The organism is Frigoribacterium sp. Leaf415 (genome assembly GCF_001424645.1).
Lineage (GTDB): Bacteria > Actinomycetota > Actinomycetes > Actinomycetales > Microbacteriaceae > Frigoribacterium.
In genome coordinates this window covers 1516408-1528279 of the sequence record NZ_LMQR01000001.1, presented here as the reverse complement: position 1 = coordinate 1528279, position 11872 = coordinate 1516408, and the positions used below count along the sequence as shown (strand labels likewise).

The window sequence follows — 11872 nt, the reverse complement described above, 5'->3', positions numbered from 1 at the left end:
CCCCACGCCAACCGAAGGAACAGATGCCCACGACAATCCACGCTCCCCGAGACCTCGCCCCGGGCACGCTCCGCGTGATCCCCGTCGGCGGTCTCGGCGAGATCGGCCGCAACATGACGGTCTACGAGATCGACGGCAAGCTGCTGATCGTCGACTGCGGCGTGCTCTTCCCCGAAGAGCACCAGCCCGGAGTCGACCTGATCCTGCCCGACTTCTCGCCCATCCGCGATCGTCTCGACGACATCCTGGCCGTCGTGCTCACGCACGGGCACGAGGACCACATCGGTGCCGTGCCCTACCTGCTGCGCCTCCGGAAGGACATCCCGCTCATCGGCTCGCAGCTGACGCTCGCGCTGATCGAGGCGAAGCTCAAAGAGCACCGCATCACGCCGTACACCCTCGCCGTCAAAGAGGGCGGGCGTGAATCGCTCGGGCCGTACGACCTCGAGTTCATCGCGGTCAACCACTCGATCCCGGACGCCCTCGCGGTCGCCATCCGCACCTCGGCGGGCACCGTGCTCCACACCGGCGACTTCAAGATGGACCAGCTGCCGCTCGACGACCGCATCACCGACCTGCGGGCGTTCGCCCGCCTCGGTGAAGAGGGCGTCGACCTGTTCCTGCCCGACTCGACGAACGCCGACGTGCCCGGGTTCACCGCGCTCGAGCGGGACATCGGACCCGTGCTCGACGACGTGATCCGCCGGGCTCCCCGCCGCGTGGTCGTCGCGAGCTTCTCGAGCCACGTGCACCGCGTCCAGCAGGTGCTCGACGCGGCCCACGCCAACGGTCGCCGCGTCGCCTTCATGGGGCGCTCGATGGTGCGCAACATGGGCATCGCTGCCGACCTGGGCTACCTGAAGGTGCCGGACGGCGTCCTGATCGACGCCAAGAAGGCGAAGGACCTTCCCGACGACCGCATCGTCTACATGAGCACCGGGTCGCAGGGCGAGCCGATGGCCGTCCTCGCCCGCATGGCGAACCTCGAGCACCAGATCGAGATCGGCGCGGACGACACGATCATCCTCGCGTCGAGCCTGATCCCCGGCAACGAGAACGCGGTCTACCGCGTCATCGACGGCCTCACGAAGCTCGGGGCCAAGGTCGTCCACAAGGGCAACGCCAAGGTGCACGTCTCGGGGCACGCCTCCGCCGGCGAGCTGCTGTACTGCTACAACATCCTGCGGCCGAAGAACGTCATGCCGGTCCACGGCGAACACCGCCACCTGTACGCGAACGCGGCGCTGGCGGTCCGGACGGGTGTGCCGCAGAAGAACACCATCCTCGGCGAGGACGGCATCGTCGTCGACCTGCGCGACGGCGTCGCCAAGGTCGTCGGCCAGCTCGACATCGGCTACGTCTACGTCGACGGCTCGACCGTCGGCGAGATCACCGACGCCGATCTGAAGGACCGCCGCATCCTGAGCGAAGAAGGCTTCATCTCGGTCTTCATCGCCATGGACGCGTCGACGGGCCGTGTCGTCGTCGGGCCCGAGATCCAGTCGCGCGGCTTCGCCGAAGACGAGCGGGTGTTCGACGACGTCAAGCCGAAGATCATCGCAGCCCTCACCGAGGCCGCCGAGAACGGCACACGGGACACGCACGCCTTCAGCCAGGTCGTGCGTCGCACGGTCGGCCGGTGGGTGAACACGCAGCACCGTCGTCGCCCGATGATCGTGCCCGTGGTCATCAGCGCCTGAGCCACATGTTCACGACGACGGCCCGCGGGGGAGACCCGGCGGGCCGTCGTCGTCCCCGGGGCCGGTCCCGGGCCTCCTCGATCCTCGCGGAGGAGATCTCATGCCTCGGGTCATCCTCCGGGGTGAGGCGGCGACGCCCTGGGCCTCGCTACGGTGACGTCTGACACGTCAGTACATCGACCGGGGGTAGCCGTGCGCATCGCCAAAGTCTGGGTCTTCCCGATCCTGCGCATCCTGATCTTCGTCGCCATCGCGGCGGCACTCGTCAAGCTCGCGTTCTTCGCGGCCCCGGCCGCCGGTGACGACACCGTCGCCGTCCCCACCGGAGAGCTCGTCGAACCGCAGATCGCGGTGGCCGTCGGCACCATCACGAACGACGTGGTGGTCGACGCGACCGTGGTCGCCGACCCGGCGGCTCCCGTGCCCGCGACGCTCGCGGGCACGGTCACCGGCGTCGACGTCGTGAAGGGGCAGGCGGTCGCCGCGGGCGACCGGCTCGCGACGCTCCGGTCCGAGACCCCGCAAGAGCCCCTCGTGGCCGCCGACGGCACCGTGACCGAGCGCAAGCCGATCGTCAAGACGGCCGTCATCACGGCACCCGTGGCCGGGACGATCACGTCGGTCGCCGTGATCAAGGACCAGACGGTCGTCGTGGGTGACGCGGTCGCGCAGGTCGCGCCTCCCACGTTCCACGTGACGGGGTCCCTCGCCGCGGACCAGCTTTACCGTCTCGTCAGTCGGCCGGCCGAGGGGTCCGTCGCGATCACCGGGGGGCCGGCGCCGTTCCCGTGCACGGCGCTCACCGTCGGGGGGAGCGCCTCGTCCTCCACCGGGCCGGACGACGGCGGTGACGCCTCCGCGTCGACGGGGGACGCGTCGGGCCAGAGCGTCTCCTGCGTCGTCCCGGGCGACGTCACCGTCTTCAGCGGGCTCGCCGCCGAGCTGACCATCCCGGCCGGCGTCGCCACCGACGTCCTCACCGTGCCCCTCACGGCCGTCGAGGGCGCGGCCGGGAAGGGCGTCGTCTCGGTCGTCGGGGCGGACGGCTCCGCCGAGAAGCGCGACGTCACGCTCGGCATCAACGACGGCACGATCGTCGAGGTCACCGGTGGTCTGGCCGAGGGCGACCTGGTGCTCGAGTTCGTCCCGGGCGCCGCTGCCGCGCCGCAGGACGACTGCGTCGACCCTGCCACTGGCGCGGACCTCTGCAGCTGATGGCCCTCATCAGGCTCGAGGCGGTCACCAAGACGGTCCCGCTCGCCGACGATCAGACCCTGGACATCCTCACGGGCGTCGACCTCGAGGTGGACGCGGGCGAGCACGTCAGCATCGTGGGGCGCTCGGGGTCGGGCAAGTCGACGTTGCTCAACATCCTCGGGCTCATCGACGAGCCCACGACGGGGACGCACTGGTTCGACGACGTCGACGTGCGCTCGATCCGTCGCGGTCGGCGCGATCGGCTGAGAGGCGCCCAGGTCGGGTTCATCTTCCAGCAGTTCAACCTGCTGCAGGGGCGCACGGCACTCGAGAACGTCATGACCCCGCTGCTCTACTCGTCGGGTGCCGAGTTCTGGCGTCGCCGGTCCATCGCGGGCGAGATGCTCGAGCGCGTCGGCCTCGGCCACCGGGCCGACTCGATGCCCCACCGCCTGTCGGGCGGCGAACAGCAGCGCGTGGCGATCGCCCGGTCGCTCGTCCGTCGGCCGCGCGTCATCCTCGCCGACGAACCCACCGGTGCGCTCGACGTCGAGACCGGCGCGGGGGTGATGACGCTGCTCGACGGCATCGCGACCGAGAACGAGGCCGCCCTGGTGACCATCACCCACGACCTCGCGGTCGCGGCCCGGGCCTCGCGGCACTACCAGCTCGACACCGGAGTCCTCTCGGCGTCGGTCGACGGAACCCTCGGGACGCCGAGACCGATGTCGGCACCTGCCGCGTCGACGTCGCCCCTCCGGGACGAGGTCGACGCGTGAAGCGCGCGGTGGCCGACGTGGTGGGGGCCTTCGCCGAGGCCTGGGCCGAACTGCGCGTCAACAAGCTGCGCGTGCTGCTCAGCCTGATCGGGGTGGCCGTCGCCGTCGCGGCCCTGACCGGCGTGGTCGCCCTCGGTGGGCTCGCCGAGCAGTCGTCTCGCGAGAGCGCCGAGCGGTTCGGCGGGCGCCCCGCGAACTACTACGTCAACGCGTACTCGAACGGCGCCACCTCACCGAGCACCGAGGCGATCGAGGACGCGTTCGCCACGACGACGGCACGCTACGGGATCGAGCAGACCAGTCGCGTCGTCTACGGCAACCGCGCCGTCCAGCTGCCGGACGGGGTGACCGAGGTCGGGGCCGTCACGGTCGACGTCCCCTACGGCGAGATGCACCGGGTCGTCATGACCGACGGTTCGTGGTTCACCGACGCCGACGCCTCCCGTCTCGCGCCGCCCGTCATCGTCAACGAGGTGCTCTGGCGGCAGCTCGGCTCCCCGCCGTTGTCGTCCCATCCGACCTTGCTCGTCCGGGGGGCCGACTCCGTCACGCTCGTCGTCACCGGTGTCTCGGCCTCGTCCGAGTACGACGGCCCGCAGATGTACCTCCTGCCGATACCCGACTACGACCTCGCCCTGGCGACCTACGGCGTCGAGACCCCGCAGTACGAGATGTGGCTGCCGCCCGAGACCAGCGACGCCCTGAGCGCCCAGGTGGCGTCCGACATGGGGGCCACCCTCGGCAAAGACGTGCAGGTCGACGTCTCGCGGCAGGACTACGCCGCGGGCGGGGACGCCGACCCGTTCGGTCCGATCAAGTTGATCATCACGGGGGTCGGCGTGCTGGTGTTGCTGCTCGGTGGTCTCGGCCTCGTCAACATCGCGCTCGTGACCGTCCGCCAGCGCATCCGCGAGATCGGCGTTCGTCGGTCCTTCGGGGCCACGGCTCCTCGGGTCTTCTTCTCGGTCATGCTCGAGAGCGTCGTCGGCACGGTCGTGGCGGGCGCCGTGGGCGTGATGGTGGCCGTCCTCGTCGTCGAGAACCCGACGGTGCAGGGCTTCATCGCCCAGGGTGCCGTCAGCGACCTCCCCCCGTTCCCCGTCGAGGCGGCCCTGATCGGTCTGGCGTCGGCCACGGCGATCGGGGCGGTGGCCGGTCTGCTCCCGGCTCTCGTGGCGATCCGTGTGAAGGTGATCGACGCCATCCGCTACTGACACACACCGGAGCACCTCCGGCCGCTGTCGGTGCTGAGAGGTACCTTGGAGCCCATGGCCACGCCCACCAAGTCGACTGCGCGCGCGCGTTCGTCGTCGCGAGCGTCGCAGACCTCCGGCGCCACGAAGGCGACCAAGAAGCTGCCCGCACCCCGCCAACCCGACCCGGTCCGTGAGGGCCCGGGGCCGCTCGTGGCGGCGTGGATGGGGCTCGCACACCTGACCGGCGGCGCGTTCCGGCTCCTGGGCAAGGAGTCCTTGGCGAAAGACGAGCGACGAGACGGCGTGCCGTTCCTGCTCGTCCTGCTCGCCATCGCCGGGGCGGTCGTCGAGTGGCTCAATCCGACCAGCCCCGTCGCGATCGGATTCGACGCGTACACGTTCGGCGGGCTCGTGGGACGCGTCGCCTACGCCCTGCCGGTCATCATGATCCTCTTCGCGGGCTGGCTCTTCCGGCACCCGGCGTCCGTGCACGACAACACCCGCATCGGCATCGGGCTCGGCCTCTCGATCGTCTCGATCAGCGCGCTGTGTCACATCTTCGGCGGGCAACCCGAAGCCGCAGCAGGGCTCCCCGCCCTCGCCACGGGTGGCGGCGTGCTGGGCTGGGTCGTCGCGTCCTGGCTCGTCGCCCTCGCCACCGAATGGGTCGCGGTTCCTCTGGTCGTCATCCTGCTGGCGTTCTCGCTGCTCATCATCACCAAGACCCCGCCGAACCGCATCCACCGTCGGCTCGGCGAGTTGTACTCCTACCTCTTCGGCGAGACGACCTCTGGGGCGGCCGGGGCCGACGGTGATGCCGACCTCGTCGACCTGGCCGAGTCCGAGTCGCTGCCCTGGTGGCGGCGCAACAAGGACCAGCGCGAAGACGACCCGGCGTACGACACCCCGCTCGTGGAAGCGGAAGAGACCTCCGCCACCGAGACGCTCGGGCGTCGTCGTCGCAAGAAGCCCGCGTTCGAAGCGAGCCCCGACGAGGCGATCGGTGCTGCGGCGGCCGGTGCCGCCGGGGCCGCCGCTCCACCGACGGCTCCGACCGACGTCTTCTCGGCTGACCTCCTCGGTGACCTCGATCGAGCCGAGGACGCCGTCCGCGCCCAGGGGTTCGACGTCCCGCCCGTCCAGGCGACCGCGTCGACGACGATCCTCCCGGTGGTGCCGGCCGAACCCGTCGGCGAGAGCGACGCCGCCGCCGACTTCCTCGCGGTCGATCCCGACGAAGCAGCCCCGCCCTCGCTCGAAGACGTGGACGACGGTGCCGAGAGCGCCCCCTACCGTCTCCCTGCCGCCTCGAGCCTGTCGGTCGGTGAGCCCGCCAAGGCGCGCAGCGAGGCGAACGACGCGATCGTGGCCGCCATCAGCCAGGTGCTCGACCAGTTCAACGTCGACGCCAAGGTGACCGGCCTCAAGCGCGGTCCGACCGTCACGCGCTACGAGATCGAACTCGGCCCCGGCGTCAAGGTCGAGCGGGTCACCGCCCTGACCAAGAACCTGGCCTACGCGGTGGCCTCCAACGAGGTCCGCATCCTGTCGCCGATCCCCGGCAAGAGCGCCATCGGCGTCGAGATCCCCAACACCGACAAAGAGATCGTCGCCCTCGGCGACGTCCTGCGGTCCTCGGCGGCGAGCAAGAGCGTGCACCCGCTCACCATCGGCGTCGGCAAGGACGTCGAGGGCGGCTACGTCGTGGCCAACCTGGCCAAGATGCCCCACCTCCTCGTCGCCGGAGCCACCGGTTCGGGCAAGTCGAGCTTCATCAACTCGATGATCACGTCGCTGCTGATGCGGGCCAAGCCGACCGACGTGCGCATGGTGCTGATCGACCCTAAGCGGGTCGAACTCTCGATCTACGCGGGCGTACCGCATCTGATCACGCCCATCATCACGAACCCCAAGAAGGCCGCCGAGGCCCTGCAGTGGGTGGTCAAAGAGATGGACATGAGGTACGACGACCTCGCCAGCTTCGGCTTCCGTCACATCGACGACTTCAACCGTGCCGTCGTCGGCGGCGAGATCGTCCTCCCGGCCGGTAGCCAACGCAAGCTCAAGCCCTATCCCTACCTCCTCGTGGTGGTCGACGAGTTGGCCGACCTCATGATGGTCGCTCCGCGCGACGTCGAGGACAGCATCGTCCGCATCACCCAGCTGGCCCGCGCCTCCGGAATCCACCTGGTGCTCGCGACGCAACGCCCCTCGGTCGACGTCGTGACCGGTCTGATCAAGGCCAACGTCCCCTCGCGGTTCGCCTTCGCCGTCTCGAGCGTCACCGACTCCCGGGTCATCCTCGACCAGCCCGGGGCCGACAAGCTCATCGGACAGGGCGACGGGCTGTTCCTGCCCATGGGTGCCTCCAAGGCCATGCGCGTGCAGGGGGCCTGGGTGCAAGAGAACGAGATCGCCCAGGTCGTCGCCCACGTCACCCGCCAGGCTCGTCCCGACTACCGCCCCGACGTCGCCGCGGTGGTCGAGAAGCGCGAGATCGACGGCGACATCGGTGACGACCTCGAGTTGCTCCTCGCGGCCGCCGAACTCGTCGTCAGCACGCAGTTCGGTTCGACCTCGATGCTCCAGCGCAAGCTCCGGGTCGGCTTCGCCAAGGCCGGCCGTCTCATGGACCTCATGGAATCGCGCGACATCGTCGGGCCGTCCGAAGGGTCGAAGGCTCGCGACGTGCTCGTCACGACCGAGCAGCTCCCGGGCGTGCTCGCGAAGCTGCGCGGCGGTGACGCGGCCACCGAGGCCGGCGCCGGTCGCGCCTCCTCGGGTTCTGCCTCCGCCACGCGGGCCGACGCCGGTGACTACGACGGCGACCCCGTCGAGGCCATGACCCGCGGGTACGCGGAAGACGACGACGCCGGAAGCGAAGACGCCTGGCACCTGACGGGCAGGGAGTAGACCATGAGCCACGACGACGCGTCCGGCCCGACCTCCCCGCGCTCGGCCTTCTCGTTCCGCGGACGCGTGGCGTCGAAGGGGCCCGGGCCGGCCAGCACCGGCAACATCGCGAACGTCATCACGGTCGTCCGCATACTCATGGCTCCGTTGTTCATCGCGTGGTTGCTGATCGACGACGGGGCGGACGGTTCGCTCCGTGTCTGGGCCGCTGCGTTGTTCGTCGTGGCGATCCTGACCGACAGCCTCGACGGCATGCTGGCCCGTGGTCTCGACCTCGTGACCGACTTCGGCAAGATCGTGGATCCGATCGCCGACAAGGTGCTGATCGGCGGAGCGCTCGTCTCGCTCACGATCCTCGGCGAGCTGCCGTGGTGGATCACCGCGCTCATCCTCGTCCGCGAGGTCGGCATCACCGTCTACCGCTTCGCCGTCCTGCGTGATCGAGTGATCCCGGCGTCCCGCGGCGGCAAGGTCAAGACGGTGCTGCAAGCGGTCGCGGTGACCCTGGCGCTCTTCCCCCTCTGGAACGTCGTCGGCGAGGGGATGCACTGGGTCAACGGCGTGCTCATGACGGCGGCCACGGTCGCCACTCTCGTCTCCGGGGCCGACTACATGCGCGTGGCGCTGAAGCACGGCAAGGCCGGCGCGTGACGCTGGCTGCCGACCTCGTCGCCGAGCTGACGCGCAGGCGTCTGACGGTCGCCGTCGCCGAGTCCCTCACCGGCGGTGCCCTGGTCTCCGAACTCGTGTCCGTGCCCGGCGCCTCGGCCGTCGTCCGTGGTGGGGTGGTCGCCTACCAGACCGAGCTCAAGCACACGCTGCTCGGGGTCGATGCGGAACTGCTGGCGCGACACGGGCCCGTGCATCCCGACGTGGCCGCCTCCATGGCCACCGGGGTCCGTGACCGACTGGCGGCCGACGGGCACCCGGCCGACATCGGCCTCGCGACCACCGGCGTCGCCGGCCCCGATCCCCAGAGCGGGCACGAACCCGGTACGGTCTTCGTCGGTCTGGCCGTACCCGGCGGCGTCCGCGTCGTCTCGCTCTCGCTCACGGGCGACCGACAGGCCATCCGAAACGCCACGGTCTCCGAATCCCTGGCAGTACTCGACCGATGGCTGGTCGAGACGAGGGAATAGCGGGCGTTTCGGTCTCGTTACATCTCCCGAGTTCACAACAGGTGCACAGTCCCCGATGGCTACAGTCGTGGTCAGTCGGTCCGAGCACCACCCGTCGTCCCCCATCTGCAACCATCCCGTCAGATGGGTCGTCCCCGAAGGAGGGTCCCCATGGTCCTGGTACGTCAAGAAATCGGCGACGTCCTTCGCGACTTCCGCCTGCAGAAGGGCCGCACGCTCCGCCAGGTCGCGAGCAAGGCCAGCGTCGCCCTCGGTTACCTCAGCGAGGTCGAGCGGGGTCAGAAAGAGGCGAGTTCAGAGATCCTCGCGTCCGTCGCCGACGCCCTCGAGACCCCCATCTCCGTGATCATGCGCGAGGTCGGCGACCGCATGGCCGTCATCGAGGGGCTCAACCCGATCCCCGACACCCTGCCGGACGACCTCGTCGCCGAGTTCGACTCCGACCTCGCGGTCCGCTGATCGCCCGACGTCCCTCCGAACGCCCCCGGCCCACGCCGGGGGCGTTCGTCGTCCGGGGTACCCTCGTCTGATGCGCAAGAGCGAGTTCGCCCGAGCCGTCGAGGACGAGTTCGGAGACGCCTACGGCCGAGTGATCACCCGGGATCTCGTCATCCAGTCGCTCGGTGACCGGACCGCCGACCAGGCGATCGCCCAGGGGGAGTCGCCCCGCGACGTGTGGCTCGCACTCTGCGAGGCCGAGGGCGTCCCGGTGTCCCGTCGGTACGGTGTCGGGCTGCCCGAACCGACGAGCTGAGGTGCCGCTCGCTCGCGCGTGTGTTCGACACGCCGGGAGCGATGGGTCGAACACGTGTTCGGACGGGTGGTAGCGTCCTCCACAAGGACGTCGACGAACGAGTTCTACACGTCGGGCCGCCACCGCCACCGCGATGTCGGGGGTGGCCCGTAGCGTTTCTGGCATCGACGTCCCGCGTCACCGGCACATGCCGATGACACCAGCCTTGTCGTAGCGACGACGACCCTGCACCACCGGTCGACGTCGACGCGACAGCCTACAGGCGCACGGACGACCACCACGAAGGAGAACGACATGCCCTCAGCCGAAAACCGCGAGAAGGCCCTCGAGACGGCTCTCGCCCAGATCGACCGACAGTTCGGCAAGGGCGCCGTCATGCGCCTCGGCAGCGACGAGCGTGCTCCCGTGGCGGTGATCCCGACCGGCTCGATCGCCCTCGACGTCGCTCTCGGCATCGGTGGCATCCCCCGCGGCCGCATCGTCGAGATCTACGGTCCCGAGTCGTCGGGTAAGACGACCCTGACCCTGCACGCCATCGCCAACGCCCAGCGCAACGGCGGCATCGCCGCCTTCATCGACGCCGAGCACGCTCTCGACCCCGAGTACGCCAAGAAGCTCGGTGTCGACATCGACGCCCTGCTGGTGTCGCAGCCCGACACCGGCGAGCAGGCGCTCGAGATCGCCGACATGCTCGTCCGCTCGGGGTCGATCGACCTCGTCGTCATCGACTCGGTCGCCGCCCTCGTGCCGCGTGCCGAGATCGAGGGCGAGATGGGTGACTCGCACGTCGGTCTGCAGGCTCGACTCATGTCTCAGGCGTTGCGCAAGTTGACCGGTGGGCTCAGCCAGACCGGCACCACCATGATCTTCATCAACCAGCTGCGCGAGAAGATCGGTGTCTTCTTCGGCAGCCCCGAGACGACGGCCGGTGGCAAGGCGCTCAAGTTCTACGCGTCCGTCCGCCTCGACATCCGGCGCATCGAGACGCTGAAAGACGGTACCGACGCGGTCGGCAACCGCACCCGCGTCAAGGTCGTCAAGAACAAGATGGCGCCGCCCTTCAAGCAGGCCGAGTTCGACATCCTCTACGGTGTGGGCATCTCGCGCGAGGGCAGCCTGATCGACTTCGGTGTCGAGCACGGCATCGTCCGCAAGTCGGGTGCTTGGTACACCTACGAGGGCGACCAACTCGGCCAGGGCAAAGAGAACTCGCGCAACTTCCTGATCAAGAACGCCGCCATCGCGCAAGAGATCGAGCAGAAGATCCTCGCCAAGCTCGGAGTCGGCGGGGTCAAGCCCATCGAGGCGCCCGTCGAATCGATCGAGGCGAAGATCGCCGCTCGTAAGGGCGCATGACCTCGCGCGACGACGACGCCCCGGTGTCGCGTCCGTCTGACGACGGTGTCGACACCGGGCGGCTCGCGCCCGTCACGCCTCTCTTCGGTGCGGTGAGCGGTGCATCGGTTCCCGAGGCGACGACCGATCGCCAGGCTTCCGATCAGACGACGAGCGGTTCCGAGGCCGTCCTGACGGCCATCAGCTCTCATTGGGCCGGCGGTGTGACATCCGTGGCCTCGGATGGCGACCATCCGTCCGCTCGAGGTTCTCGGGCGGGGGCTGCCGGCCGGCCCAAGGCGACCGGATTCGACGACCAACCCGACGACGGGCCCGAAGACCTCGAAGCGCAGCAGCGACGCGCCGAGAACGTCAGCCTGCACGCCCTTTCGCGCCGGGGAGTGTCGTCTCACGAGATGGAGAAGCTGCTCCTCTCCCGCGATCTCGACGAATCGGTCGTGGCCGACGAGATCGCTCGTCTCGAGCGGGTCGGTCTCCTCGACGACACCGAACTGGCCGCCACCCTGATCCGGTCGAAGCAAGAACGAAAGGGTCTCGGCCGGGGCGCTGTCACATCCGAACTCCGCGCCCGGGGCATCGACCCGTCGATCATCGACGAGGCCCTGTCCGACACGGACGACGACGAAGAGCAAGAGCGTGCCGACGAGTGGGCTCGCAAACGCGCAGGATCGTTGCGCGGCCTCGACCGCGAGACGGCCGAACGTCGTCTCAACGGTTACCTGATGCGCCGGGGGTATCGCTCCGAGGTCGTCCGTCGCGCGATCGAGAAGGCCCTGCCCCGTGGTGGCAGCGGCCGCGGCGGCGTCCGCTTCGAGTGACCGGCTCGGGGGTGGCGGCG

11 protein-coding genes are annotated in these 11872 nt (G+C 69.6%); all 11 read left to right on the top strand.

Going from position 1 to position 11872, the window contains the following annotated elements:
• Positions 1–23 precede the first annotated feature (23 nt).
• On the top strand, positions 24–1700 hold the full coding sequence (locus tag ASG28_RS07005; protein ID WP_055973468.1) for a ribonuclease J: 1677 nt from the start codon (positions 24–26) through the stop codon (positions 1698–1700).
• 192 nt (positions 1701–1892) lie between these two features.
• On the top strand, positions 1893–2915 hold the full coding sequence (locus ASG28_RS07000; protein WP_055973465.1) for an HlyD family efflux transporter periplasmic adaptor subunit: 1023 nt from the start codon (positions 1893–1895) through the stop codon (positions 2913–2915).
• Entirely contained in the window at positions 2915–3676 is a 762-nt protein-coding gene (locus ASG28_RS06995) for an ABC transporter ATP-binding protein (protein WP_055973462.1), read from the top strand. Before ASG28_RS07000 ends, ASG28_RS06995 begins: the two co-directional genes overlap by 1 nt.
• On the top strand, positions 3673–4890 hold the full coding sequence (locus ASG28_RS06990; protein ID WP_055973459.1) for an ABC transporter permease: 1218 nt from the start codon (positions 3673–3675) through the stop codon (positions 4888–4890). Before ASG28_RS06995 ends, ASG28_RS06990 begins: the two co-directional genes overlap by 4 nt.
• Before the next feature lie 54 nt (positions 4891–4944).
• The gene (locus ASG28_RS06985; RefSeq protein WP_055973455.1) at positions 4945–7785 is read left to right on the top strand and encodes an FtsK/SpoIIIE family DNA translocase; all 2841 of its coding nucleotides are present in this window, start codon (positions 4945–4947) and stop codon (positions 7783–7785) included.
• A 3-nt stretch (positions 7786–7788) separates the two neighbouring features.
• Entirely contained in the window at positions 7789–8436 is a 648-nt protein-coding gene (pgsA, locus tag ASG28_RS06980) for a CDP-diacylglycerol--glycerol-3-phosphate 3-phosphatidyltransferase (RefSeq protein WP_055973451.1), read from the top strand.
• Positions 8433–8924, top strand: coding sequence for a CinA family protein (locus ASG28_RS06975; protein WP_055973448.1), 492 nt, complete (start codon positions 8433–8435; stop codon positions 8922–8924). The genes pgsA and ASG28_RS06975 overlap by 4 nt, the downstream gene beginning before the upstream one ends.
• Before the next feature lie 150 nt (positions 8925–9074).
• On the top strand, positions 9075–9383 hold the full coding sequence (locus tag ASG28_RS06970) for a helix-turn-helix domain-containing protein (RefSeq protein ID WP_043596680.1): 309 nt from the start codon (positions 9075–9077) through the stop codon (positions 9381–9383).
• A 70-nt stretch (positions 9384–9453) separates the two neighbouring features.
• Positions 9454–9678, top strand: coding sequence for a DUF3046 domain-containing protein (locus ASG28_RS06965; RefSeq protein WP_055973445.1), 225 nt, complete (start codon positions 9454–9456; stop codon positions 9676–9678).
• A gap of 294 nt (positions 9679–9972) precedes the next feature.
• Complete coding sequence (gene recA / locus ASG28_RS06960) at positions 9973–11034, top strand: recombinase RecA (RefSeq protein WP_055973443.1); 1062 nt, start codon at positions 9973–9975, stop codon at positions 11032–11034.
• A 395-nt stretch (positions 11035–11429) separates the two neighbouring features.
• The gene (locus ASG28_RS16645; RefSeq protein ID WP_162235702.1) at positions 11430–11852 is read left to right on the top strand and encodes a regulatory protein RecX; all 423 of its coding nucleotides are present in this window, start codon (positions 11430–11432) and stop codon (positions 11850–11852) included.
• Positions 11853–11872: the final 20 nt, after the last annotated feature.

Bases quoted from the DNA above. Each gene is read 5' to 3' on its own strand.
- recA (WP_055973443.1), top strand. From the start codon at position 9,973: ATGCCCTCAGCCGAAAACCGCGAGAAGGCCCTCGAGACGGCTCTCGCC.
- ASG28_RS06970 (WP_043596680.1), top strand. From the start codon at position 9,075: ATGGTCCTGGTACGTCAAGAAATCGGCGACGTCCTTCGCGACTTCCGC.
- ASG28_RS06985 (WP_055973455.1), top strand. From the start codon at position 4,945: ATGGCCACGCCCACCAAGTCGACTGCGCGCGCGCGTTCGTCGTCGCGA.
- pgsA (WP_055973451.1), top strand. From the start codon at position 7,789: ATGAGCCACGACGACGCGTCCGGCCCGACCTCCCCGCGCTCGGCCTTC.
- ASG28_RS16645 (WP_162235702.1), top strand. From the start codon at position 11,430: ATGGAGAAGCTGCTCCTCTCCCGCGATCTCGACGAATCGGTCGTGGCC.
- ASG28_RS06965 (WP_055973445.1), top strand. From the start codon at position 9,454: ATGCGCAAGAGCGAGTTCGCCCGAGCCGTCGAGGACGAGTTCGGAGAC.
- ASG28_RS07005 (WP_055973468.1), top strand. From the start codon at position 24: ATGCCCACGACAATCCACGCTCCCCGAGACCTCGCCCCGGGCACGCTC.
- ASG28_RS06995 (WP_055973462.1), top strand. From the start codon at position 2,915: ATGGCCCTCATCAGGCTCGAGGCGGTCACCAAGACGGTCCCGCTCGCC.